The 24,365-nt window shown below is 56.4% G+C and carries 19 protein-coding genes; 10 read left to right on the top strand and 9 right to left on the bottom strand.

Features of this window, described 5'->3' with window-relative positions:
* Positions 1–14 precede the first annotated feature (14 nt).
* Together ACR1XU_RS03170 and iscR are read right to left on the bottom strand one after the other, a co-directional pair.
* Positions 15–1,058: a cysteine desulfurase family protein gene (locus ACR1XU_RS03170; protein ID WP_480908507.1), complete on the bottom strand. Its 1,044-nt coding sequence runs from the start codon at positions 1,056–1,058 to the stop codon at positions 15–17.
* 59 nt (positions 1,059–1,117) lie between these two features.
* Positions 1,118–1,576 carry a Fe-S cluster assembly transcriptional regulator IscR gene (gene iscR, locus ACR1XU_RS03165; RefSeq protein ID WP_170614997.1) on the bottom strand — a complete coding sequence of 153 codons (459 nt, stop codon included), beginning with the start codon at positions 1,574–1,576 and terminating at the stop codon, positions 1,118–1,120.
* A 177-nt stretch (positions 1,577–1,753) separates the two neighbouring features.
* Between iscR and ACR1XU_RS03160 the strand changes: the two genes are divergently transcribed.
* From ACR1XU_RS03160 to ACR1XU_RS03135, 6 genes are all read left to right on the top strand, one after another.
* Positions 1,754–2,407: an alpha/beta hydrolase gene (locus tag ACR1XU_RS03160; RefSeq protein WP_170614996.1), complete on the top strand. Its 654-nt coding sequence runs from the start codon at positions 1,754–1,756 to the stop codon at positions 2,405–2,407.
* The gene (locus tag ACR1XU_RS03155; protein WP_170614995.1) at positions 2,407–2,652 is read left to right on the top strand and encodes a hypothetical protein; all 246 of its coding nucleotides are present in this window, start codon (positions 2,407–2,409) and stop codon (positions 2,650–2,652) included. The genes ACR1XU_RS03160 and ACR1XU_RS03155 overlap by 1 nt, the downstream gene beginning before the upstream one ends.
* Positions 2,649–3,806, top strand: coding sequence for an HD domain-containing protein (locus ACR1XU_RS03150; RefSeq protein ID WP_480908505.1), 1,158 nt, complete (start codon positions 2,649–2,651; stop codon positions 3,804–3,806). Before ACR1XU_RS03155 ends, ACR1XU_RS03150 begins: the two co-directional genes overlap by 4 nt.
* A gap of 384 nt (positions 3,807–4,190) precedes the next feature.
* Positions 4,191–4,526, top strand: a complete 336-nt coding sequence (locus tag ACR1XU_RS03145) for a DMT family transporter (RefSeq protein ID WP_480908503.1) — start codon at positions 4,191–4,193, stop codon at positions 4,524–4,526.
* 76 nt (positions 4,527–4,602) lie between these two features.
* Positions 4,603–6,420, top strand: coding sequence for a translational GTPase TypA (gene typA, locus ACR1XU_RS03140; RefSeq protein WP_170614992.1), 1,818 nt, complete (start codon positions 4,603–4,605; stop codon positions 6,418–6,420).
* A gap of 613 nt (positions 6,421–7,033) precedes the next feature.
* Entirely contained in the window at positions 7,034–7,393 is a 360-nt protein-coding gene (locus ACR1XU_RS03135) for a hypothetical protein (protein ID WP_480915583.1), read from the top strand.
* Between the two features lie 127 nt (positions 7,394–7,520).
* Here the strand turns inward: ACR1XU_RS03135 and ACR1XU_RS03130 are convergent, their stop codons facing one another.
* The 4 genes from ACR1XU_RS03130 to recA all read right to left on the bottom strand — a co-directional run bounded on the left by ACR1XU_RS03130 (position 7,521) and on the right by recA (position 12,721).
* A complete protein-coding gene (locus ACR1XU_RS03130) occupies positions 7,521–8,144 on the bottom strand; it encodes a transglutaminase-like cysteine peptidase (protein WP_170805680.1) in 624 nt (207 codons plus the stop codon).
* Positions 8,145–8,515: 371 nt separating this feature from the next.
* Entirely contained in the window at positions 8,516–8,803 is a 288-nt protein-coding gene (locus tag ACR1XU_RS03125; protein ID WP_170805679.1) for a DUF1330 domain-containing protein, read from the bottom strand.
* 1 nt (position 8,804) lies between these two features.
* Positions 8,805–11,474: an alanine--tRNA ligase gene (gene alaS / locus ACR1XU_RS03120; RefSeq protein WP_480908499.1), complete on the bottom strand. Its 2,670-nt coding sequence runs from the start codon at positions 11,472–11,474 to the stop codon at positions 8,805–8,807.
* A gap of 182 nt (positions 11,475–11,656) precedes the next feature.
* The gene (gene recA, locus ACR1XU_RS03115; protein ID WP_170614988.1) at positions 11,657–12,721 is read right to left on the bottom strand and encodes a recombinase RecA; all 1,065 of its coding nucleotides are present in this window, start codon (positions 12,719–12,721) and stop codon (positions 11,657–11,659) included.
* Positions 12,722–12,913: 192 nt separating this feature from the next.
* Here recA and ACR1XU_RS03110 point away from each other — a divergent pair, with 192 nt between their 5' ends.
* Positions 12,914–13,507, top strand: coding sequence for a gamma-glutamyl kinase (locus ACR1XU_RS03110; RefSeq protein ID WP_480908497.1), 594 nt, complete (start codon positions 12,914–12,916; stop codon positions 13,505–13,507).
* Between the two features lie 5 nt (positions 13,508–13,512).
* On the opposite strand, the gene ACR1XU_RS03105 is transcribed toward ACR1XU_RS03110, so the two are convergent.
* From ACR1XU_RS03105 to guaB, 3 genes are all read right to left on the bottom strand, one after another.
* Positions 13,513–15,804 carry an ATP-binding protein gene (locus tag ACR1XU_RS03105; RefSeq protein ID WP_480908495.1) on the bottom strand — a complete coding sequence of 764 codons (2,292 nt, stop codon included), beginning with the start codon at positions 15,802–15,804 and terminating at the stop codon, positions 13,513–13,515.
* A gap of 96 nt (positions 15,805–15,900) precedes the next feature.
* Entirely contained in the window at positions 15,901–17,073 is a 1,173-nt protein-coding gene (locus tag ACR1XU_RS03100; protein ID WP_480908493.1) for an RsmB/NOP family class I SAM-dependent RNA methyltransferase, read from the bottom strand.
* 95 nt (positions 17,074–17,168) lie between these two features.
* On the bottom strand, positions 17,169–18,617 hold the full coding sequence (guaB, locus tag ACR1XU_RS03095; RefSeq protein WP_170614984.1) for an IMP dehydrogenase: 1,449 nt from the start codon (positions 18,615–18,617) through the stop codon (positions 17,169–17,171).
* 217 nt (positions 18,618–18,834) lie between these two features.
* Between guaB and ACR1XU_RS03090 the strand changes: the two genes are divergently transcribed.
* The 3 genes from ACR1XU_RS03090 to ACR1XU_RS03080 all read left to right on the top strand — a co-directional run bounded on the left by ACR1XU_RS03090 (position 18,835) and on the right by ACR1XU_RS03080 (position 24,357).
* Positions 18,835–20,880, top strand: a complete 2,046-nt coding sequence (locus ACR1XU_RS03090; protein WP_480908491.1) for an ASKHA domain-containing protein — start codon at positions 18,835–18,837, stop codon at positions 20,878–20,880.
* Positions 20,881–20,904: 24 nt separating this feature from the next.
* On the top strand, positions 20,905–21,762 hold the full coding sequence (locus ACR1XU_RS03085; RefSeq protein ID WP_480908489.1) for a class I SAM-dependent methyltransferase: 858 nt from the start codon (positions 20,905–20,907) through the stop codon (positions 21,760–21,762).
* A 537-nt stretch (positions 21,763–22,299) separates the two neighbouring features.
* A complete protein-coding gene (locus ACR1XU_RS03080; protein ID WP_480908487.1) occupies positions 22,300–24,357 on the top strand; it encodes a hypothetical protein in 2,058 nt (685 codons plus the stop codon).
* Positions 24,358–24,365: the final 8 nt, after the last annotated feature.

The following is a 24,365-nucleotide window of genomic DNA, read 5'->3' as shown; positions in this document are numbered from 1 at the left end:
CACCCTCCGTCAGATCACGCGGCACGCGCGCGATGCTTTTTCTCTTTTTCAAGCCACGTTTCGGCGAAACGCAGCACATCTTCTTCACTCGTCCGAGGACCCAGCGACACGCGCATCGCGCTTGCGGCCGTCACCTCGTCATATCCCATGGCGGTCAATACGGTGCTGGCCCGAACCTTTCCGCTTGAACAGGCCGAACCCGCGCTGACCGCAAATCCTGACAGATCCATCTGCATGACTTGCGTTTCGCCCTTCCAACCGGGCGACGCGAAACACAATGTGTTTGGAAGGCGCTCGTGACCTTTTCCGACAAAAATAGTCGATTTGGAGCCGGCCTCAAGAGCGTTTTCTAGAATATTTCTAAATTCTGCGATTTGGTCCCAAACGCCGTTGGCCAGATCCCGCGCGGCTGCTTCAGCTGCAGCCCCGAACCCTGCAATTCCAATGACATTTTCCGTCCCGGACCGACGCCCCATTTCCTGCCCGCCACCCTTGATCTGGGCCGGCAGATCCGTTCCGCGTTTCATCACAACCGCACCAACCCCTTTGGGCCCACCCATCTTATGGGCCGAGATCAGGGCCATCTGCACATTCAGCCAGTTGAATGCCACGGGAAGTTTGCCGAAAGCTTGCGTGGCATCCGTTACGGCCAGCCCTGCGGGCAAGGATTGCACGACACCGGTTTCAGAATTGGCCAGCTGCAAGCATGAGTTCTCGGGTTCAAGCACTTTAACTTCACCTGAAGGAAGAACCGACAAATCTTCAACGATCCATGATCTTACGGCATCATGTTCAACTGCTGATCCGTGCAGTCCGCGCCCCGACAACGCCAAAGCAGCGCCTTCTGTGGAGCCAGAAGTAAACACGATGTCGGTCCCATCAGCCCCAAATGCGGCCGCCACCTGAGCGCGTGCGCGTTCAACAAGCGCCTTAGCGGCACGTCCTTCCGCGTGGACAGATGACGGGTTTCCGCAGACATCCATCGCCGCGATCATCGCGTCGCGCGCCTCGGGCCGCAACGGCGTGGTAGCGTTATGGTCCAGGTAAATGCGATTCATAGATGCATCTTTTCCAAGTTAGAAGCACAAGCCGTTTTGCCGCCCGAGATACTCATTTTTTATTCGTCCACAACCGCAAACAGACTGGGAACCGCCGGGCACGGTGCCAGATCGTTTTTGATGACATCCGAGAGACGCGTCTGATGCAGAAACACATAGACATTCGCGCTGAGGCTTTCCCACAGACGGTTGGTCAGGGATTGGGCCCGGCTTCCCGATGAAGCCCCCGAAGCGCCCGCGCCCTTTTGCAGAGCATCCAGGGACTCATCCACTGCGGCCAGAATTTCGACAACGCGGATTTCTGACGCAGGGCGTGCCAGTCGGTAACCGCCCCCCGGTCCGCGAACCGAAGCCACCAGTTCTGCGCGCCGGAGTTTGACGAACAACTGTTCAAGATATGGCAGGGAAATGTCTTGCCGTTCAGAGATTTCACCCAGTGTCACAAGCCCGTCTGTCGGTTGCAAAGCGATATCAGCCAGAGCAACCATTGCGTAGCGGCCTTTGGTCGACAGCTTCATTCACTTTCCTTCGTGGCAAGTTCAGTGCGAAATCATTGACGCCGCCGCTACCAATGCGTATCTCCGTCAGGCAGCGTCATACGCAATGCAACGTAATTAGAACCGTTCTAAGGTGTCCGACGATAACCGTCAAGTATTTCCGGCCGCCAGTAGTACAAAGACAGGACTAAAGCACATATGCCCGAGGTGATCTTTCCCGGACCAGAAGGCCGCCTGGAAGGCCGCTACCACCCGCAAAAGGAAAAAGACGCACCGATCGCCATCGTGTTGCACCCGCATCCTCAATTTGGCGGGACCATGAACAACAAGGTGGTCTACAACCTGCATTACGCGTTCTATAACATGGGCTTCACCGTGTTGCGGTTCAATTTCCGCGGCGTCGGCCGCAGCCAGGGTGAATACGATCAGGGCGTGGGTGAACTGAGCGATGCGGCATCCGCGCTGGATTACCTGCAATCGATGAACAACAACTCCAAGCATTGCTGGGTTGCTGGGTTTTCATTCGGCGCATGGATCGGAATGCAACTGCTGATGCGTCGCCCGGAAATCACCGGTTTCATCAGCGTGTCGCCCCCGGCAAACATGTATGACTTTTCATTCTTGGCGCCCTGCCCGTCTTCAGGCCTGATCATCAACGGCACCTCGGACAGGGTCGCGCCGCCGGCCGATACCACTTCGCTTGTCAGTAAGCTGCACGAACAAAAAGGTATCACCATCACGCATACCGAGGTGGAAGGCGCAGACCACTTCTTCCAGGACCGCCATATGGATACGCTGATCGATACCACAACCGACTACGTAAAGCGCCGCCTGACCGAGAACACCCGCTGATGTCGGACACCATCGGCACTCTGGCGGCAAGGCTGGCCGAAGATACGTTGAAGGTTATGGATGAAACCGGCAATGACCGGTTCTTTGTGGAAGTTGGCGAGGTTCTTGCGGCGGCTTCCCAATCATTGGAAGAGGCGTTCCTGACCGAAATCCGGGTCCGCATGGCCGAGCGAAAGGCGCGACAATTCCTGGTCAAACACCTGTCCGCACATCGCTCGAAACTCAAGGCTATTGAAAAACAATGACTGACAGACTGTCCGCACAGATCGCGTTTCTGAAACAAGCGGACAGGCTGAAATCAGTTGATCGGGCAAATACACTGCTGGATCAGTCCCGGCAGGAAAACTCAGCGGAACACAGCTGGCATCTGGCGTTGTGGGCTTTGGTGATGGCGCCCTTGACTGAGGATGATGTCGATATTGATCGCGTCATCCGAATGCTTCTGCTGCACGATCTGGTCGAAATCATCGTTGGCGATCATCCGATCCATCTGGCGACAGATTGGTCAGCGGTGGAGCAGGCAGAACGGGCTGCCGCCGAAACGCTTTTTGGCTTGCTGCCGTTCGATCAGGCCTCGGAGTTCCTGTCCCTTTGGGCAGAGTTCGAGGCCGATGCGACACCTGATGCCCGTTTCGCCAAAATCCTTGATCGGTGCCAGCCGATGTTTCAGGTGCTCTGCGCACCAAATCCTGATCCCGAACACCTGACCGTTGTGCAGGACAACCTGGATGGTGGACGCGCTGCCTATCTCGAAACCGCATTTCCGTTTGCGTACCGACGGTCCCGGGCAATGCTGGATGGCGCAGACCTGGAAGAAACCGATCCTTTCTGGGACCGACTGCCGTTTCTGGCCGAAACAGATCAGTTGAAAACTGTCTACCGTGCGTCGCGTCTTTTGTACGATTCAAGGTTCGAAAACTCGGCCGAGCATTCCTGGCACATCATGCTCTACGCGTGGATCCTTTCGGAATACTCGGATCCATCTGTGTCAATCGATCGGGTTCTGCGCATGTTGTTGCTGCATGACATCGTCGAAATTGACGCCGGTGATCACCCGATCCACGGGCAGGTCGATCACGCCGCCCAGGCCGCCGAGGAAGAAGCCGCAGCCGAACGTCTGTTCGGACTTTTGCCAGCAACACAACGGGATACGTTCCAGTCATTGTGGCGAGAATTTGAAGCGGCGCAGAGCCCGGACGCCCAGTTCGCAAAGGCGGTTGACCGGTTTCAGGCACCGATCGGAAACCTGGAAACCCAAGGCGGCACCTGGGCCGACTACAACGTCACTTTTGGGCAAATCGAAAAGCGGGTGGGCGCTCCGATTCAACGCGGGGCTCCGCGGCTGTGGGGCTGGCTCAGACCTAGAATTGCCGAGTTTTTTGAAGTTACGGCCGGATAAGGGCGCATCAAAAAGAAAAAGGGGCAGAAGCCCCTTTTTCTGGCGTTTCGCGGACACTTAAACCTGTGTACCCTTTAACCGTTCAACAACCTGGGCTGCATCATTGTCGACGGACCCCCCGTCTGCAAGCCACCCTAGCGCCGCTACCAACACCGATAAAATAATGACGGTTCTTGCAAAGTTCGTCATGACAAACTCTTCAAACTACTAAACTTAATACAAAAGCTGACATATCACATTCAGACTTCTGCAAATAGTCTGGTAATCCTGACCTTTGGTCACCTTTCGACGTCTAGCGTCGTTGCCCCGCATGACAGAAAATTCTTGCCGTTTGACAGGTTTTTATGCTCAAGCACACCAAAACTTCGTTGTGAGAGTTTTCCATTGCCCAAAGCCTATCTCTTCCTTCTTGTAGCCGTTTTGTCCGAGACGATCGGAACCACAGCATTGCAGGCCAGCCAGCAGTTTACACGCTTCTGGCCGTCGGTTCTGGTTGTTGTGGGGTATGGGTTCGCCTTTTACTTCATGGCACTGACACTGAAATTCATGCCGGTTGGCATCGTTTACGCAATCTGGTCCGGGCTTGGAATATTTTTGATCGCCATCATTGGCTTCGTGGTGTTCGGCCAAAGGCTGGACTGGCCAGCCGTGATCGGATTGACCTTTATTCTATCCGGAATCCTGATCATTCATCTGTTTTCCAAGACCGCAGGCCACTGAACGCGCGTTAGGGCTGGTATATTTTGTCGCGCCGCGTTATGCGCGCGACAACTTCCAGTTCAAAGGCTGACCTCTCATGGACCTGCGCAATATCGCAATCATCGCTCACGTTGACCACGGCAAGACGACCCTGGTGGATGAGCTGCTCAAACAATCCGGTGCATTCCGGGAAAACCAGGCCGTAGCCGAACGCGCCATGGACAGCAACGATCTGGAACGCGAACGTGGCATAACCATTCTGGCCAAGGCAACCTCGGTCGAATGGAAAGGTACACGCATCAACATCGTCGATACCCCCGGCCACGCCGATTTCGGTGGCGAGGTTGAGCGTATCCTCAGCATGGTGGATGGCGTCGTCCTGCTGGTTGACGCTGCCGAAGGACCGATGCCGCAGACCAAGTTCGTGACCTCAAAGGCGCTGGCGCTGGGACTGCGCCCCATTGTGGTTCTGAACAAGGTTGATAAGCCGGATGCAGAACCCGACCGGGCTCTGGATGAGTGCTTCGACCTGTTTGCCAACCTTGGTGCCGACGATGACCAGCTGGATTTCCCGGCCATGTATGCCTCGGGCCGTTCGGGCTGGGCCGACATGGAACTGGACGGGCCGCGCAAGGACCTGACCGCCCTGTTCGACCTAATTGTCGATCACGTCCCTGCCCCAAAGCAGGCAGAGAAGAAAAACGAGCCCTTCCGCATGCTCGCCACCACATTGGGCAGCGACCCCTTCATCGGCCGCATCCTGACCGGTCGCGTGGAAAGTGGCACGCTGAAGGCAGGCGACAGCCTCAAGGCGCTCAGCCGGGACGGTAAATTGATCGAGAACTTCCGCGCGTCCAAAATTCTCGCCTTCCGCGGCCTGAGCCAGCAGCCGATCGATGTGGCCGAAGCCGGCGACATTGTCACCATCGCGGGCATGAGCAAGGCCACGGTGGCGGACTCGCTGGTGTCGCCTCAGGTTGACGAGGCCCTGCCCGCACAACCGATCGACCCGCCGACCATCACCGTGACCTTTGGGATCAACGATTCTCCGCTTGCCGGACGCGACGGGAAAAAGGTCCAGTCTCGGGTGATCCGCGACCGTCTCATGAAAGAAGCCGAGTCCAACGTTGCCATTCGCGTCACCGACACGCCCGGCGGCGAAGCCTTCGAGGTCGCAGGCCGCGGCGAATTGCAGATGGGCGTTCTGATTGAGAACATGCGACGGGAAGGGTTCGAACTCAGCATCTCGCGCCCGCAGGTTCTTTTCCGCGAGGAAAACGGACAACGGCTGGAGCCGGTTGAAGAAGTCACCATCGATGTGGATGACGAATATTCCGGAGCCGTAATCGAAAAGGTAACAGGTGCACGTAAAGGTGAACTGGTCGAGATGCGCCCTGCCGGTGCAGGCAAAACCCGCATCATTGCTCATGTCCCCTCTCGTGGTCTCATCGGGTATCATGGCGAATTCCTGACCGACACGCGTGGAACCGGCGTTTTGAACCGCGTCTTCCATGGTTGGGCGGCACACAAAGGCCCTATCCCGGGCCGGCGCGCCGGTGTTCTGATCTCGATGGAAAACGGCCAGGCAGTCGCCTATGCGCTGTGGAACCTCGAAGAGCGTGGCCGCATGTTCGTTGCTCCTCAGACCGACGTGTATCAGGGCATGGTGATCGGTGAGCATTCGCGCGATAACGACCTGGAAGTGAACCCTCTGAAAGGCAAGAAGCTGACCAACGTGCGCGCCAGCGGTTCGGACGACGCCGTGCGTCTGACGCCGCATGTACAGTTTTCTCTGGAAGAGGCGATTGCCTATATCGACGATGACGAACTGGTCGAAGTCACACCCAACGCGGTCCGCCTGCGTAAGCGTTTTCTGGACCCGCATGAGCGTAAACGTATGGCAAAATCAGCCTGATCAACTGCAGGCTGCACATGTCCGACACGGAAACAATGGCGATTGTGTGGCATTTTTGCTTCCAACAAAGATTAAAACTAAAAAGCGGAAACCTGGGCAAATTGCCCGGTTTCCTTTGAAAAGAATTACGACTCTCCCTTAAATTGCATTAATTCGCAATCGCTCTCCCAAACTACATCTTGTGGTTTGGTTTTTATCAAGGTGTATTTGCGTCAATTGTGCGATGCTCTTCATACGCGCCTTGAATGAGACGGTGCTTATGATCGGCATGGTTGAGTAAAAAGTACCAAGGAGTACAACATGGGAACCCTGTCCCGTACCTTTCCGACTTACCTCGTGGCGACTGCTTTCTTAGTCGTATCGGCTGACGAGTCTTTCGCTGCCGGTGTGTGCGATGTCAAAACTGCGCGCCAGTCCGGCGCATCATCTCAAGTCTTGTGCGAATGTGATGCGGTTACGAGTAGAATGATACGTTATGTCCAACGTCGCGCCGATTTCGACAAGATCGTGGCACGACTTGGCGCTGAGTGTGCGCCTCTGGCTGCACTGCTTACGGATTTTCCAACCGCGTCTACCGGAACCTCAAATCAAAGATCCGGGGACGGTCACCCAGATGAAAACCGCGATACCGGTACTCCCGGCGGAGAAAGCTCGGGCGGCGGAGTTGAAGCGACCGGTCCAAGTGGTGGTCCAGAAACCACAGGAGGAGGAACTCCCGGTGGTGAACAGCCCGGTGGTGAGCAGCCGGGTGGTGAACAGCCCGGCGGTGAGCAGCCGGGTGGTGAACAACCCGGTGGTGAACAACCCGGTGGTGAACAGCCCGGTGGCGAGCAGCCCGGTGGTGAAGAGCCAGGTGGTGAAGAGCCAGGTGGTGAAGAACCAGGCGGTGAAGAACCAGGCGGTGAAGAACCAGGCGGTGAAGAAGAGCCAACTTGAGGAACCACGGAAGTTACGGCCAGACGTCCGGGTTTGATCCTAGATGGTTCAGTTAGCAGCGCACACGTAGCTCTTCGTGTTTTGAAACCTACCTGAAAAACATGGGTGCAAAGAATTTGCACCCATGCAACGTTTCTCAGCAACTCAAATACGATGCGTTGGGCTCAGCTATGACCGTAAACACCCACCCAGTGGCTAGGTCGTTTTGGGTCCTGCATGCGAAGAAACAGGTACCGCGTCGCTGTCCAGTGCTTGATCCTGTTTGTGAGGTTGTCCAAAACCAAATCGCCGTTGGCTGAACGATAAACCAGAACTGCATGCGGCCCTCGGCGTCTGTCCAATACTGTAGCGATTAACAGTTTGCTTGGATCTACCCCTGCGTGGATCAAATCTCTTTTCTTCAGCAAGGCGAAGTCTTCGCAATCACCGCCTCTTGCCGTTGGCAGTGCCCATCTCTCGCGGGTGTTATACTGGGACTGGTCGGTAACTTCGCGGGTCGAGTTGTTCACGCGCCGATTAACCTGCTCCACAACCTTCAATTCCTGTTGACTGGACATGGATACAGAACGTTTTCCTACACAGGCCCAATTGTATTGACTGCAAAGATTGATGGCGCCGGAAGGTGGCGGTGAAGATGCGACACTTGGAATATAGCCGCCCTCGGATGCGTGTGCTGTCGGGGCCGCGATAAACGTGCAGATACTCAAGATGCAAACGGTCGTGACGCCCGCCGATATTGGGAAAACTCTGGTGCGGAAGCGCTTCGCAAGTGTAATAAGTAGTGACATTCCTACACCCCAATCCTGTGTTTTTTGCACGATCGCGCATTAAACAGGGCCGCACTCCGTCATGGGAAACGACCTGCGAACATCCCAGCTTGGGCAATCACTTTAAAAAATTGGACAGAAAAAAGGGCGAAAATTCGATCTTCAATCTGACTTTTTCGCGCTAGAAATTAGATGGCGCGGTCACAATTGCGGCGCGAAACCCTTAAGACTGCGCGACTCCATATGATTAAGGTATTGTTATTATTAACTAAAAAAGCGCAACCCGCATAGGCGGGCCGCGCTTTTGAAATGGATTGTGACATAGGCTGAAGATTGCCGATCTGTCGCCGTATCCTAGAGAAATCTACAAAACGAGCTTTGTAAACTGACAGTTACTCAGTGATTTCAACCACAACCAGCTCGCGCTCGCTCGCCTCACGGGCATGATTCAGCGCTTGTTGGTAGTCGTCCGAGTTGTAGCACTCGACCGCTGCTTCTAGTGACGGGAAGCGGGCGACAACGTTGCGAGGACGCTCTTTGCCTTCCAGTTGAACGTAACGCGCAGCACGGGCAATAAACTCACCCCCGTGCTTCGCGATGGCTGGGCCGGCCAACTCGGCGTATTTTCCATATGCCTCGGCATCAGTCACTGTTACGTGCGCAATCCAGAGTGCAGCCATTTTATCCTCCCAATACCTGTTCCGCAGCCTTGATCGCCGCATCCGAATTCGAGGCGTCCTTGCCTCCGCCCTGCGCCATATCCGGACGGCCACCGCCGCCCTTTCCGCCCAGTTCAGCCACGGCAGCCCGCACCAGGTCGACTGCGGAGACCCGATCCGTCAGATCTGGCGTGACACCTGCCGCGACGGCCGCCTTGCCGCCGGCGTCGGCAATCAGCAACACCGCCCCTGACCCGAGGCGGCTTTTGTGTTCGTCGATCAGCGACGGAAGATCTTTCCCGGAAACGCCGCTCAAGGCCTGAGCCAGGAATTTGACGCCGTTCACCTGTTTGGCCTCTGCGCCACCGCCCGTCGACGGACCAGCCATGGCAAGATCACGGCGCAACTGAGCGACCTCATTCTGCAAGGACTTTCGTTCATCCAGCAGGGACTTCACACGCCCCACAACATCGTCAGGCTGAGCCTTCAGTTCCAACGCGATCTGGGCGACGCGGTGATCCTGTGCCGACAGATATCGGAACGCCTCATACCCGGTCAGGGCTTCGATCCGGCGTACACCCGCACTACTGGCACTGTCACCAAGCACAACGAATGTGCCGATGTCCCCAGTCTGGCGCACATGCGTTCCGCCACACAGTTCGATCGACCAGGTTTCCCCGTCGCTGCCTTTGCCAGTCGGCGCCTTGCCCATCGACACCACGCGGACTTCATCGCCATATTTTTCGCCGAACAATGCCTGCGCGCCAAGTTCGCGGGCATCGTCGGGTGTCATGATCCGCGTTTCAACGGCTAAGTTCTGGCGAATGAAATCATTCACCTCTCGTTCAACTTTCTTTACCTCTTCCAGTGTCAGAGCCTTGGAATGGCTGAAGTCGAACCGCAGCCGATCCGCTGCGTTAAGCGAGCCGCGCTGCGCCACATGATCGCCCAGCGTTTCGCGCAAGGCCTCGTGCAGAAGGTGCGTGGCCGAATGGTTAGCGCGAATGGCCGTGCGGCGGACGTGATCGACCTCAAGTTCGACTGCGTCGCCCTTGGAAAGCGTACCTTGATCCACGGTCACCTTGTGGGCGTATACTTTGCCGTCGGCGAATTTTCTGGTGTCTTCGACAAACGCCACATCATCACGGTCCTCCAGACGGCGAATTTCGCCTGTGTCGCCGATCTGACCACCGGCTTCGCCATAGAACGGCGTCTGGTTCACAACGACCCAGCCGCTGCCGCCCTGCCCGATTTTTTCGACCAAAGAACCATCAACAATCAGCGCGGCGATCTGACCTTCGGCCTTTTCGGTGTCGTATCCCAGGAAATCCGTGGCCCCGGCAGCATCGAGAACATCGAACCACACAGCCTGATCCGCCGATTCTCCGGACCCGGCCCAGGCGGCGCGCGCCTTGGCCTTCTGTTCGGCCATGGCCGCATCGAAACCGTCGGTATCGACTGTCCGACCCTTTTCGCGCAGCGCGTCCTGCGTCAGGTCCAGTGGAAAGCCATAGGTGTCATACAGTTTGAACGCGGCATCGCCGGGCAGCGGCGCGCCCTCAGGCAGTCCGGACATCTCGTCGTCCAGCAACTTCAATCCGCGGTCCAGGGTTTGCTTGAAACGGGTTTCTTCAAGCAGCAAAGATTCCTCGATCAGCGATTGCGCCTGCCCCAGTTCGGTGTATTGCGCGCCCATCAGCTGGACCAGCGTAGGCACAAGGCGGTGCATAACCGGGTCCTTGGCACCCAGCAGATGGGCATGCCGCATGGCCCGGCGCATAATTCGACGAAGAACATAACCACGCCCGTCGTTTGAAGGCATTACGCCATCGGCAATCAGGAACGAGGTTGACCGCAGGTGATCCGCGATAACGCGGTGATGCACGTTCTGGTCACCGTACGGATCCACGCCGGTTGCCTCCGCGGACGCTTCGATCAGCGTCTTGAACAAGTCGGTGTCATAGTTGTCGTGGCTGCCCTGCATAAGCGCACCAATCCGTTCCAGCCCCATGCCGGTGTCGATCGACTGCATGTCGAGCTCCACCATCGAACCGTCTTCGAACTGTTCGTTCTGCATGAAAACGATGTTCCAGATTTCGATGAACCGGTCTCCATCTTCCTCGGCCGAACCCGGAGGACCGCCCCAGATATGATCACCATGATCATAGAAAATCTCGGTGCACGGGCCGCACGGGCCAGTCGAACCCATCTGCCAGAAGTTGTCATTGGTTGCGATGCGGATTATCCGGTCTTCGGGCACACCGACCTTTTTCCAGATTTCGAACGCCTCATCATCGGTGTGATACACCGTTGTCAGCAAACGGCTTTTGTCGATCCCAAATTCCTTGGTGATCAACTCCCACGCAAACGGGATTGCATCATTCTTGAAGTAATCGCCGAATGAAAAGTTCCCAAGCATCTCAAAGAACGTGTGATGCCGCGCGGTGTATCCCACATTGTCCAGATCGTTGTGCTTGCCGCCCGCACGCACACATTTCTGCGCAGTAGTGGCACGCTGATAATCGCGAGTTTCAACTCCGGTAAACAGGTTTTTGAACTGCACCATGCCCGAGTTGACAAACATCAGTGTCGGGTCGTTGCGTGGAACCAGTGGACTGGATGCCACCACTTCGTGCCCCTGTTTTGCAAAGTAGTTCAGGAAGGTGGATCGGATATCGTTCAGCGTGGGCATAAGGCTCTCTCAGCGCGCAATCATCTTGGTCTGCGAAGGTTTAGCCGCGTGCCCTCGCAGTGTCCACAGCATTGGTTTGGCGGAACGAAACAAGACGACCCCGGAGGACCGCCCTGTTCCGTGCTTTCTAGATCCTTCTGAAAGGAACCGTGGGATTTCTGTCGTTCGCTTCGGCGCGACGATTACGCTTCGAGAATATCATCCTCGTCCGCATTGGGGGGCATTTCGAAATCCAGACCGTGAGCCGCGCGTATCTTGTCCTCGATATCCAGCGCCACGCGGGCGTTGTCACGCAGGAACTGCTTGGCGTTTTCCCGACCCTGCCCGATCCGTTCGTCGCCATAGCTGAACCACGAACCCGACTTCTCGACCACACCGGCTTTGACGCCGAGGTCCAGCAACTCACCCATCTTGCTGATGCCTTCGCCATACATGATGTCGAATTCAACCTGCTTGAAGGGCGGCGCCACCTTGTTCTTCACGACCTTGACGCGGGTCTGGTTGCCGACCACTTCGTCACGATCCTTGATCGCGCCGATACGGCGAATATCCAGACGAACCGAGCTGTAGAATTTCAGCGCATTACCACCAGTGGTGGTTTCCGGGCTGCCAAACATGACGCCGATCTTCATGCGAATCTGGTTGATGAAGATCACCATGCACTTCGAACGACTGATCGAGCCGGTCAGTTTACGCATTGCCTGGCTCATCAGGCGGGCCTGCACGCCGACACTGCTGTCGCCCATGTCGCCTTCGAGTTCCGACTTCGGCGTCAGTGCCGCAACCGAATCGACGACAACCATGTTCACGGCCCCTGATCGTACCAGCGTATCGGTGATCTCAAGCGCCTGCTCGCCGGTGTCAGGCTGCGAGATCAGTAGTTCATCAAGGTCGACGCCCAGCTTACGGGCATATTGCGGATCCAGCGCGTGTTCGGCATCCACAAACGCACAGACACCACCGCGCTTTTGCTGTTCGGCAATGCAGTGAAGGGTCAGAGTGGTCTTGCCCGAGCTTTCTGGGCCGTAGATTTCCACGATCCGGCCCATCGGAAGACCGCCAATACCCAACGCGATGTCCAGTCCCAGCGATCCGGTTGAGCTTGCTTCGATGTCCTGCCTGGCGTCTTCGCCCAGCTTCATGATCGACCCTTTGCCGAACTGGCGTTCGATCTGGGCCAGGGCGCTGTCCAGCGCCTTTTGCTTGTCTGCGTTTTTCTTGTCGCTCATCGTCAGAAGATCCGCCATTGTCCTGTCGCTTTCCCTTTTGTCACACCCTTGAACGGGCGGCAATCGCTGCTTTGTTCGCCTCTTGTTCCTTATGGGACCAAAAGTAGAACATTTCAACAAAAACTTATGTAACTCACTGTTCCGGAATTGTGTTAAAGATCCGTTTACGCCAATCTGCGTCAAAGCCGAACGTAAGAAGGACGCAGGTAAATGCTTGTTTTTTATAAAGAACGACTGGCTTTTTTGTCTGTCCCCAAAACCGGCAGCACCGCCTATCACACCGCCCTCCGGGATCATGCGGATATCGTCGTCACTGGCCCGCCTGAACTCAAACATGCGCCCGTTCGCCGCTACGATCGCTTTTTTCAGCACATTTTCCGCAAAGTGTTCGATACCGAGATGGAAATCATGGCCGTTGTACGCGAACCCGTAGATTGGCTGGGCAGTTGGTACAGGTTTCGCAGCCGCCAGGATCGCGTTGGTCATCCGCACTCAACACGTGGCCTGACTTTTGATGAGTTCGTGCAAGCCTACATGCAAGTTCCGCGACCTGAGTTTGCGGATGTCGGCAGTCAAAGCCAGTTCTTTCGCACCCGCAGCAATGGTTTCGGCGCACGTCACGTTTTCAAATACGAGCATCAGGACAAAATTCTGGACTTTCTTCAGGACCGTCTGAACGTCAAAATTGATCTGCAGTGGGAGAATGTGTCTCCTCCTGGCGACTTGGCCTTGTCAGAAGAAACCGAACAGAAGTTCCGCAACATACATGGCGCCGAGTTCGCCCTGCATGACTCCGCGCTCTAAGTCGTTCAATTCAGTTGCTGGAAGACCGCCTCAGTCAACTGATTCAACGAAAACGGCTTGGGCAGGAAGGTCGATCTGGCGATTTCGGGACCTGAACCGCTGAACGCGCCTTCGGTATAACCTGACATGAAGATCACGCTGACATCGGGCCGGGTTTCCATCGCTTTGCGCACCCACGTCGGACCGTCCAATCCCGGCATGACGACATCGGTTACGAATGCGTCGACTTTCAGAGTAGAATCTTCGAGCAGGCGCAAAGCCTCTTCTCCGGAATCCGCCTCGAGCACCTTGTACCCCTTCAACCTCAATGCGCGCGTGGCAAAAGCGCGAACGGGCGCTTCGTCCTCGACCAGCAAGACGACTCCGTCACCCTGTTTTGCATTTTGCGGAATCCGACTATCCTGCTGCGCTAGCACTGGCTCAGCCGGGGTAACCGAAACCGGCAGAAATACAGTGAACTCGGTTCCGAAGCCCTGCGCGCTGTCGACAAAGATGAAGCCGCCGGTCTGTTTTACGATTCCGTAAACAGTCGACAGGCCCAATCCGGTGCCTTCGCCAGTTCTTTTGGTTGTGTAAAACGGCTCAAAAACCTTTTGCAGCTTGTCCGCTGCAATTCCGACACCGCTGTCGATCACCTTGACCTTCACATACTCACCCGGCGGAACGGTCGCCCGGTCCCGCCTAAGCGGCTGGGCCATCTCGATGACCTCGGTTTCAATTCGAATTTCCCCGCCTTCAGGCATCGCGTCCCGCGCATTGACAACCAGGTTCATAAACACCTGCTCAAGCTGCCGCTTGTCTGCCCGAACTGGCTTGAGCACCGGATCATGGCTGAGCGTCAATCGGATTTTTTCCCCGACAAGACGGTTCAGAAGATGGATGAGATCGGAAATCGTGTCGCGCAGATCCAACGCTTCGGGTCTGAGGGTTTGTTTGCGGGAAAATGCCAACAACTGGCTGACAAGCGCCGCAGCGCGATTGGCGTTCTGGTTGATCTGAACAAGATCACCGTAGTTCGGATCATTCTGATCGTGCCTCAGTAACAGCAAGTCACAGTGACCCGAGATCGCCGTCAGAAGGTTGTTGAAATCATGCGCAACACCACCGGCCAATTGTCCGACCGCCTGCATTTTTTGCCCCTGCACAAACTGGGCTTCAAGCGTCTTCAGTTCGGTCGCGTCGTTCAGAACCGCAATCAGGCAAACCTGCCCTTCATGCAGGACACGGCTAAGTGTAACCTGGATAAAGATATCCTTGTCCTTCCGCGTCAGTTTCAGGAACTCGGAACGCGGGCCATCCTCACCGGCGACCGTGCGTGACAGCCAATCGGGAACCGGCTGCCCCAGCCCCTGCATGATTGCGACGACATTGGTCACACCGGGCTCAATATCTCCGATCAGTTTGTTGGCCAATATGTTGGCTTCAAGAATGCATCCGTCAGGAGAGAGACAAAGAACCGGCACCGGCAAATCCGAGAATGTCATCCGGGTTCGGCTTTCGGGCGCGATTTTCAGCGGCACGAGGGCAAGATCGCGCACCATACCCGATCGCGAAACCTGAACAAACGTTCCAGGGACAGCGCCCTGACCTGTCTTGATTTGCAGAATGCTGCCCGGTTCGGGAACTTCACCGGCAATGGCCTGATCCAACGCTTCGGGTTGCCTTCCCAACAGTGCCTGCGCAGCGCTATTGGCTTGCAGAACGGATCCGTTTCTACCTTCCGTCAGAACTGGAATATCCAAACCTTCCCAACGCGAACTTTCGTCCAATCCGAACCGCCAACAGTACAACCCATTGCCAAAGCCAAAAACGCTGACAGGGATGGTCGAACCCAGCGTCACGGCATCCTCGCGCGCACGGCCATTTTGGGCGACCTTCGATTGCAGCCGCAACAAGAGTGCTGCGGGGTTGGCAAAGACAGATCGCAGACAATGATCGAGACGCTGCCCCTGCGTTGCCCCAAACCGCCTGACGGCTGCCTGGTTGATGATCTGAATATTACCCTGACTGTCCGCGATAAGACATGGGGACAAGTCCTTTTCAACAAACGCCGCCATAACGGATTTTGCGTTTCTTGCGCACCTGTCCGCCAACTGCCCGCGAAACACGACAATACTTCCAGCAGCTGCCAAAGATCCGCCAACAACAATCAGCCCAATCGACCATTCAGACGGAACCGCATTCAGAAACGGTGCAAAGCACAATCCCAGCGCAACCAAGGCCAGCGCCAAAAGGCGCGATACGTAAGGTGTGTGACGAACGGAAGGATCAGGGAAAAACTCAGTGGTGTCAGACATAAACGACTCGGAATGTTGGATACCGAGTATGACGGACCCAATACGGTTAATTCCCGCTTAACATAGCATCAATGCAGGACTCTCTCGTTTAGGTTGTTAATGGTCCGTTTCTTGTCGCGTCAAGTGTGCCGTAAAAAACCCATCCGTTCCGTGTGTCACCTGCCATGACTTCTGAAACGCTAGGCGCCAATCCGGGTGCATTGTCTGAAACGCGTTCACAATTGCCTCGTTTTCGTCGACAAGCATAGAACACGTCGCATAAGCCAGCAGCCCGCCTGAATGGGTCAGTTGTGAAATCTGCTCGAGTATTTGTGCTTGAATGATGCAAAGATCCTGCAACTTTGCTTCGGTCAACGCCCATTTTCCAGCCGGTGCCCTGCGCCAGGATCCGCTGCCGGAACATGGCGCGTCCGCCAAGACGACGTCAAATGGGGCTTGCCGCAGGATGCCGTCAGCGGACAGTCGCTCGACGTTGACCCCTGCCCGTTCTGCCCGTGTTGGAATATCCTGCATCCGGGCTTCATTGATATCATGGGCGTAAACCCGAACTCCGGTCCGGGCCGCCAATGCCAGTGCTTTTCCCCCGCCGCCTGCGCAATAGTCCAGCACGCGCATTCCGGGTTCAAGGTCGATCGATGCGGCGACTGCCTGACTCGCGGCATCCTGCAATTCGACCATCCCGGACGCAAATGCCCGGCTTTGCGAGATTCTGCGGGCACCCTCGATCACCTCAAGCGCAGTGTCGCAGGCCGGGTGCGGTCTGGTCAGGATGTCGTCCGACTCAAGCACTCGAACAGCCTCAGTCACATCGGACTTGACCAGATTAACACGCAATTGAACGGGGGCCCGGGACTGCAGGGCGTGGGCGGCAGGAATTGCATCCTCACCCAAAGACGCGCTGAACCTTGGCCAAAGCCATTCCGGGATGTCAAACTCCTCAGCTTTCGAGGAAAAACCCCGGCTTGTCTCGTGTTCGGCAACAGGGGGCGGTGCATGTCGTGCGCCCGAAAACAACCCGGCGATATCCTCGCCCTTGGCACGCGCCGACCCGATCATCAGACCCCGACCGGTTTCAGATCCGCCCAGTGCCGAAAACGAGCGCTTGCAGCGCAGGCCATCAAACACGTGATCCCGCACCCCTGCCCGATCTTTCGAGCCTGCAAACCTGCTGCGCCGGGCCCATCCGGTCAATGCTTTTTCGACCGGTGCGCCATCCAGAATCTCATCCAGTATTTCGATGGCGGCCTGAATGCGAGCGGCTGGGGTCATAGGGCAACTCCGTCGTCAAACGAATGGTCGGAATAGATCATCGCGAAAACCAAAACGGCGCCCGGTAAAGGGCGCCACTTGTTGAACCATCGCAATTACATAACGCGATAATTCGGGCTTTCACGCGTGATCTGGACGTCGTGAACGTGGCTTTCCTTCAGCCCCGCGCCAGTAATTTTTACAAAGGTGCAGTTGCGGCGCATTTCTTCAACCGAAGCACACCCGGTATAGCCCATTGCGGCACGCAGCCCGCCCACAAGCTGATGCACAACAGCGCTGGCCGACCCTTTGTAGGGCACCTGCCCCTCAATCCCTTCAGGCACCAGCTTGTCATTGGCGGCATCCTTCTGGAAATAGCGGTCGGCTGAACCACGTGCCATTGCACCAAGGCTGCCCATCCCCCGATAGGATTTGAAAGAGCGTCCCTGATACAGGATCACCTCGCCTGGGCTTTCGTCGGTACCTGCAATCATCGAACCGACCATGGCGCAGGATGCGCCGGCTGCAATCGCCTTTGCGAAATCGCCAGAAAACTTGATACCGCCATCTGCGATCACCGGAACCTCGCCAGCGGCCGCGGCACAATCCATGATGGCCGTCAACTGCGGCACGCCGACCCCTGCGACCATCCGTGTCGTGCAGATCGACCCCGGACCGATCCCAACCTTGATGGCATCGGCCCCCGCGTCGATCAGTGCCTTGGTTGCCTCACCTGTCGCGACATTTCCAGCGATAATCTGGACTTCGTTTGACAGGGCCTTGACGCGCTTTACGGCATCAAGAACGCCCTGTGAATGCCCATGCGCCGTATCTACGACGATGATGTCCGCGCCCGAGTCAATCAGCTCTCCGGAACGCTCGAAACCCGCATCTCCGACCGAAGTAGCGGCTGCAACCCGCAGGCGGCCTAGATGATCCTTGCACGCCGTGGGGTTCAGAACGGCCTGCTCGGTGTCTTTCAGTGTCAGAAGGCCCGTCAGCTTGCCACTGCCATCAACAACCAGAAGCTTCTCGATCCGGCGCGCACGCATAAGGCTCTTGGCCTCTTCCAGGTCCGCAGGCTCTTTCAGCATGGCCAGATTGTCCGATGTCATCATCATGTGAATCGGAGTGTCCTCGGACGTGGCAAACCGCATGTCGCGGTTGGTCACGATACCAACAACGCGGCCATCGCCATCGACTACCGGAAATCCGGTGAAATTGTAGCGCTGGACCAACGCCTTGGCGTCCGCAAGCGTCTGATCCGCCCGCAGGGTTACGGGGTTGTACACGATGCCGGATTCAAACCGTTTGACACGCCGAACCTCGCGGGACTGTTCCTCGACTGACAGGTTCTTGTGAATGACGCCAATTCCGCCCGCCTGTGCCATTGCAATGGCCATACGCGCCTCGGTCACGGTGTCCATGGCCGAACTGAGCAATGGGATGTTCATGCTGATGTTGCGCGTCACACGCGTGGTTGTATCCGCCGTCGCAGGAAGGACACTGGATGCCCCCGGAACCAGAAGAACATCGTCAAAGGTGAGTGCCTCACGAATCTGCATTTGCTAACCCCATGCAAAACCCCGTTTGACGGCGACCCTATTGCACGGATTCAGCCCAAGGGAAAGCCCCGCGTGCCAATAGTTTGCCCCGGTTGGCGGGCGGTCTGGTAAAAAACGACGCAAGCTGCGCAAAACGTGCCGCTGAATGCCCTTTCCCTTTGCGCGCAAACTCATATCTTGCCCGGCATACGCGCGAATACAAAAAGGCAGGCCTTCCATGACCACCGACCCACTTGTCGTCTTTACCCCATCGGGCAAACGCGGGCATTTCCCCGTCGGCACTCCGATCCTGACAGCGGCCCGCCAGTTGGGTGTGGACCTCGATTCGGTCTGCGGCGGGCGTGGCATCTGTTCCAAATGCCAGATCACACCCAGCTATGGTGAGTTTCCCAAGCACGGCGTCACCGTATCCGACGGCGCGCTGAGCGAATGGAACGCGGTCGAGCAGCGCTATGACGACAAGCGTGGCCTGAAACCCGGTCGCCGTCTGGGGTGCCAGGCATCGGTCCAGGGCGATGTGGTGATTGATGTCCCACCCGAAAGCCAGGTCCACCGTCAGGTTGTTCGCAAGGCGGCCGCCGCCCGCGCCATCACAATGGACCCAGCGACGCGCCTGTATTTCGTGGTGGTCGAGGAACCGGACATGCACTCGCCCACCGGCGATCTGGAGCGGTTGGAACGGGCTCTCCGTGAACAGTGGAAGATCGACGCCGTGACGGCAGACCTGTCGCTGATGTCCAAGCTTCAGCCAGTGCTGCGCAAAGGAAAGTGGGAAGTCACGGTCGCCGTCCACAAGGGCCACAACGATACAGTCGCGCGTATCGTCGAAATCTGGCCGGGTCTGCACGAGAGCGGCCTTTACGGCCTTGCCATCGACCTGGGTTCGACCACGATCGCTGCGCACCTGACCGATCTGGAAACGGGCGAGGTCAAGGCGTCCTCGGGGCTGATGAACCCTCAGATACGTTTTGGCGAAGACCTGATGAGCCGGGTTTCCTATTCAATGATGAACCCCGGCGGCGATCGGGAGATGACGAAAGCCGTGCGTGAGGCGATCAATGACCTGACTACCTCGATCGCGGACGAGGCCGGGATCGACGCGGCCCTGATCGTCGAAACCGTGTTTGTCTGCAACCCGGTCATGCACCACCTGCTGCTTGGCCTTGATCCGGTCGAACTGGGACAGGCGCCGTTCGCACTGGCCACATCCGAAAGCATGTCCCTGCCCGCCCGCCAGATGGATCTGACCAACATGAACCCGCGCGCCCAGGTCTATATCCTGCCTTGTATCGCAGGCCATGTAGGCGCGGATTGCGCTGCGGTCGCGCTGTCGGAAGAACCCGGCAAATCCGAAGATCTGGTCCTGATCGTGGATGTCGGCACCAATGCGGAAATCCTTTTGGGCAATACCAGCCGCGTTCTGGCCTGCTCGTCGCCGACCGGTCCTGCTTTCGAAGGTGCCCAGATCAGTTCCGGCCAGCGCGCTGCCCCCGGCGCCATCGAACGCATTGAAATCGATCCCGCCACCAAGGAGCCGCGCTTTCGGATCATTGGATCGGAAAAATGGTCCGACGAAGACGGTTTCGATCTGGATGTTGCCACAACCGGAATCACCGGCATTTGCGGCTCCGGCATCATCGAGGCCGTAGCCGAGATGCGCATTGCAGGACTGTTGGACGAAGGCGGCCTGATCGGATCGGCCGAACAGACCGGCACGCTGCGCTGCATCCCCGAGGGGCGGACGCATTCGTACCTGATCCACGACGCCAGTGCCGATGGCGGCCCGCGCATTACTGTAACCCAGGGCGATATCCGGGCAATCCAACTGGCGAAATCGGCGCTCTATGCCGGTGCACGCCTTTTGATGGACGAAATGAAGGTCGACAAGGTCGACCGCGTGGTGCTGGCCGGAGCCTTTGGCGCGCATATCTCGACCAAACATGCGATGGTATTGGGAATGATCCCGGATGCGCCGCTGGAAAAGGTTTCCAGCGCAGGTAACGCCGCCGGGACCGGCGCGCGCATTGCATTGTGCAACATCTCATCCCGGTCCGAAATCGAACAAGTTGTGCGCGAAATCACCAAGATCGAAACTGCTATCGAGCCGAAATTCCAGGATCATTTCGTCGCCGCCAACGCGATCCCGCACAAAACAGATCCGTTCCCGGAACTGGCGCAAGTTGTCACCCTGCCATCGCCATCGTTCAACACAGGTGGCGGAGATGACGAAAAATCTGGCCGGCGCCGCCGCCGGAGGTCATAATCCGGCCATTGACAGGGGGCCGTCATGACTACAGCAAATGAGGAGCAAGCTGAGTATTGGGGAAAATCGGTTCTTGGGGCCAAATGGTTGATCCACGAGGACCAGCTTGACCATCTTCTTGCGCCAGTTCTTGGTCTTGTGCTGGAACGCGCAGCGCTGAAGCCGGGAATGCGGGTGTTGGACATCGGTTGCGGAACCGGTGCCAGCACGATTGCTTCGGCGCAAGAAGTCGGTCGGAATGGCCGCGTTCTGGCTGCCGATTTCTCACAACCCTTCGCACATCGCACGCGCGAACGTTCCTTGGATTTGGGGCTGACGCAGGTTGAGGTCGAATGCGCGGACGCCCAGACTTTTGGGTTTTCCGAAGGGATCCAGGACGCGGTGATTTCCCGTTTTGGCGTCATGTTCTTCGAGGACCCGGTCGCCGCCTTCGCGAATATGGCAAATGCGCTGAAACCCGGCGGGCAGATGACGTTTGCAGCATGGGGACCATTGTCGGACAACCCCTGGTTCAAGCTGCCCCATATCGCGGCCACAAATCAGCTTGGCCAACCCCCAAAAGTAGATCGCTATGCACCCGGCCCCCTTGCCTTTCACGATATCGAACATGTGACAGATATGTTGTCGCGCGCCGGGTTGTACGACGTTCGCGGTGAAACCGTATCCCTGTTCCTTCACGGGCCGGACACGCTTGAGGAAACTGCGGCACTGTGTATGCGCGTCGGCCCGGCCTCGCGGGTCATTTCTCATTTTGGCGCCTCAGACGAAGATATCGAAGCGATCCGGACCGCAGTCGCCGAAGCTTTCTCGACGTACGCCACAGATGATGGCATCCGCATCCCTGCTGCCATCAACCTGTTCCAGGCCCGCCGGACCACTTGAAGGCCCGAGGATCGAAACCGAGGCAACGCGTAGCATATTGCTTGTGAACTTAGTGCCCTGATTGACCACGCAAACGGGCGATACCTGCGGGCCTGTCGTTTCACGATAACCGGGACATTTCTACTGTGAACGCTCAGACAAATATCTAACTAGTTACGACATCTAGGACACTGACGCGGTATCCACTCAGCCCTGAGAACGATCTGGCGCAGTGAGCATGAGACACTGAACATGGCGACCTACCGGACGCGTATTGTGCCGCGGCGAACAAAACCGATGGCCCCGTGTTCACGGTTCCCAATGGTCGCAGACAGGCAAGCAGGATAAAGCTGGCATTTTTCAACTGTCCTCCGAGCTCCGGAACGGTCCGTCAAAGCAGTTTGCGACGCATCCCGGCTGCTCACTTGTCTTTGATCAGCATTTTTTATAACCTCTTCTCGTGTATTGTTAGAAAATTAGAGACTGTGCCAAACGTCTTTTTTTGCTCTTGTTTCAATAATGTAGAGCATAGCGCAATGACCGTTTTGGGGGTTGCTTATGTCAAAGGTTAGCGACACGAGTACGCTACCTGAAGTTGCTGGTGATGGCGGTGATGACGCGTCACAAATTCATGATTTTCTGCAGTCAGAAGAATGGCAGCAGAAGATTGAAAACGCGCGGAAACAGCGGAAGAAAAAACTTGCGGAACTTGGTCGGAGCCGCAAGGAAAATCCGGACCGCAAACCTGATCAATCGGGAAAGGATTACTCAACCAAAAGGGTGAATGAATCCGGACCACAGCACTTGTGGGACAGGCTGGAAGAAGCGCGCAGGCGAAGACAGGCGGTGCTTGCGCGTGCCTCGGCTGAAGCCGAAAAGCATGCGCCAAGTGAGTCGGACGTTGGTGGTGGTGAGCAAGTCAGCAATGGTGCTGGAAGAGCAACTGCCGCGCCTCCTGAAGTCCTCCAAAAGAAAACAGGCTCAGCGGCATCCGGTCAAAAAAGACATCAACAGCTTGCGCCCAGTATCGCGTCTTTAAATGGCGCAAGTTCAGAAAGAAACAGTGGCCTTGAACGTTTGTTTCCGGTTGGGGATGTTCCCGCCAAAGACGACGAAACGAGTGTCGAACTTGAGAGTCGTGTTCGCTCGCCCTCAAGTGCAGGCCAGCCGGTCGAAGATGCTGCTGAAAACATTCGCAGAAAGCTTAGTTTCCGCTGGCCCAAACAACAACCTCCGCACAGAGGCCGATTAACTTCAATAGCCATTGGGTGTGGAATTGGTGTCGTATTTTCATTTTCGACAATGTTTGTATTGGCCCGGTGGGAATCAAATAATGGAGAAAAACCATTCGCTTCCAGAAACTTGGATGTGGACACTTCCAGGACCAGTACACTGCCGGAAAAGAGTTCTACGCAATCAACCAGTTCGCAAATAAAGGGGCCAGAATTCCCGCCACGTCTGACGGTTTGGTCGTTGACACAACCGGATGCGTCGCCGAATTCGACTTCCTTCGGAAAAATTTTTGCAACGAATGAAAGCTCAAGCATAATCGCGTCTGCTCCACTCCCCATGAAGGAGATGTCATCTGATCCCAAGCTGTTCGAAGCAATGCTTCCACCGGTCGCTCCTTCGCTTCGTCCGGATCTGCTGACCCTTGAGACGCCAAAGCGGCCAATCGGGACTCCCGCCACACAGAATCCACAAAGTGCCTTCCCGAATTCTGCTTGGTCACACGATCAATTAGCGCAAGCGTCGTTGCATTTCAGAACATCGATCGTTTTGCCTGATGTTCCTGCGATCTTCGACAGTTTGAAAGCTGTTGTCGCAAATGCGACTGATCCAGGCTCAAGCGCTCCTGAGATTTCAGTCGAGCTGGTCTCATTGGTCTATGCCGAAGACCAACCTTCAACGCTGAAACAAGCTGTAGCGTTTCGGTCTGCGCCAAGCGAAACGGAATTTGCCCTGAACAGCCTTGATAATCTACCGAAATTGAATCTCGTCATTCCAGGCAAGGTAAGTCCGCCGGACGCGCCTGATTCAAATGATCGAATAGGAATTGATCTAAGAGAGCTTTCAAAAGCCCCCATACCAAGAACAGAAGAAGTGTCGCCAAAATCAGTGGTCAGATTGCAAGAAAATTTGGAACCACCTTTAACGTCGTCTGAGACGACAGATGGCGCAGCAAAGCTGCGCGAGGACACTGAATCAGCGGAAGTGATTGCCAGCAGCAGCGGCGCAGAATTTAAGCTGTTTATACCAAACAGCCTTGGCGCACGGACAGTGAACTCAGTGGTCAATAACCTCGTGGCGGCAGGTCATGAGTTAAGTGGAACAGCGCGCGTCGGCTTTGGGGTTAAACAATCCAACGTCCGGTTCTATCATAAGGAAGATGCCGCTCAGGCAACAGCGCTTGCAGAAGATGCAGGTGCTTTGTTGCGCGATTTCACGGGCTCTAAGTCCAAAACGCAAAACGGCGTCGTGGAATTATGGTTGGCCGGCAATAGTGCGACGAAATCCAAAGTGAAAAAGGTTCGTCGCAGTGCTTCTGCTTCGGATCAAGTCGATCAGCTAAAAAGGCAAGTTCTGAGCAAACTAAAAACGGCAACAGACCAATGAATACTGGC

The organism is Ruegeria sp. D1(2025) (genome assembly GCF_056536425.1).
The sequence above is the reverse complement of the archived record's forward strand: the minus strand, read 5'-3'. Positions and strand labels throughout refer to the sequence as shown.

What these genes read in the sequence shown, in the direction of transcription:
- ACR1XU_RS03170 (WP_480908507.1), bottom strand. Translation starts at nt 1,058, where the DNA reads ATGAATCGCATTTACCTGGACCATAACGCTACCACGCCGTTGCGGCCC.
- iscR (WP_170614997.1), bottom strand. Translation starts at nt 1,576, where the DNA reads ATGAAGCTGTCGACCAAAGGCCGCTACGCAATGGTTGCTCTGGCTGAT.
- ACR1XU_RS03160 (WP_170614996.1), top strand. Translation starts at nt 1,754, where the DNA reads ATGCCCGAGGTGATCTTTCCCGGACCAGAAGGCCGCCTGGAAGGCCGC.
- ACR1XU_RS03155 (WP_170614995.1), top strand. Translation starts at nt 2,407, where the DNA reads ATGTCGGACACCATCGGCACTCTGGCGGCAAGGCTGGCCGAAGATACG.
- ACR1XU_RS03150 (WP_480908505.1), top strand. Translation starts at nt 2,649, where the DNA reads ATGACTGACAGACTGTCCGCACAGATCGCGTTTCTGAAACAAGCGGAC.
- typA (WP_170614992.1), top strand. Translation starts at nt 4,603, where the DNA reads ATGGACCTGCGCAATATCGCAATCATCGCTCACGTTGACCACGGCAAG.
- ACR1XU_RS03135 (WP_480915583.1), top strand. Translation starts at nt 7,034, where the DNA reads ATGAAAACCGCGATACCGGTACTCCCGGCGGAGAAAGCTCGGGCGGCG.
- ACR1XU_RS03130 (WP_170805680.1), bottom strand. Translation starts at nt 8,144, where the DNA reads ATGTCACTACTTATTACACTTGCGAAGCGCTTCCGCACCAGAGTTTTC.
- ACR1XU_RS03125 (WP_170805679.1), bottom strand. Translation starts at nt 8,803, where the DNA reads ATGGCTGCACTCTGGATTGCGCACGTAACAGTGACTGATGCCGAGGCA.
- alaS (WP_480908499.1), bottom strand. Translation starts at nt 11,474, where the DNA reads ATGCCCACGCTGAACGATATCCGATCCACCTTCCTGAACTACTTTGCA.
- recA (WP_170614988.1), bottom strand. Translation starts at nt 12,721, where the DNA reads ATGGCGGATCTTCTGACGATGAGCGACAAGAAAAACGCAGACAAGCAA.
- ACR1XU_RS03110 (WP_480908497.1), top strand. Translation starts at nt 12,914, where the DNA reads ATGCTTGTTTTTTATAAAGAACGACTGGCTTTTTTGTCTGTCCCCAAA.
- ACR1XU_RS03105 (WP_480908495.1), bottom strand. Translation starts at nt 15,804, where the DNA reads ATGTCTGACACCACTGAGTTTTTCCCTGATCCTTCCGTTCGTCACACA.
- ACR1XU_RS03100 (WP_480908493.1), bottom strand. Translation starts at nt 17,073, where the DNA reads ATGACCCCAGCCGCTCGCATTCAGGCCGCCATCGAAATACTGGATGAG.
- guaB (WP_170614984.1), bottom strand. Translation starts at nt 18,617, where the DNA reads ATGCAGATTCGTGAGGCACTCACCTTTGACGATGTTCTTCTGGTTCCG.
- ACR1XU_RS03090 (WP_480908491.1), top strand. Translation starts at nt 18,835, where the DNA reads ATGACCACCGACCCACTTGTCGTCTTTACCCCATCGGGCAAACGCGGG.
- ACR1XU_RS03085 (WP_480908489.1), top strand. Translation starts at nt 20,905, where the DNA reads ATGACTACAGCAAATGAGGAGCAAGCTGAGTATTGGGGAAAATCGGTT.
- ACR1XU_RS03080 (WP_480908487.1), top strand. Translation starts at nt 22,300, where the DNA reads ATGTCAAAGGTTAGCGACACGAGTACGCTACCTGAAGTTGCTGGTGAT.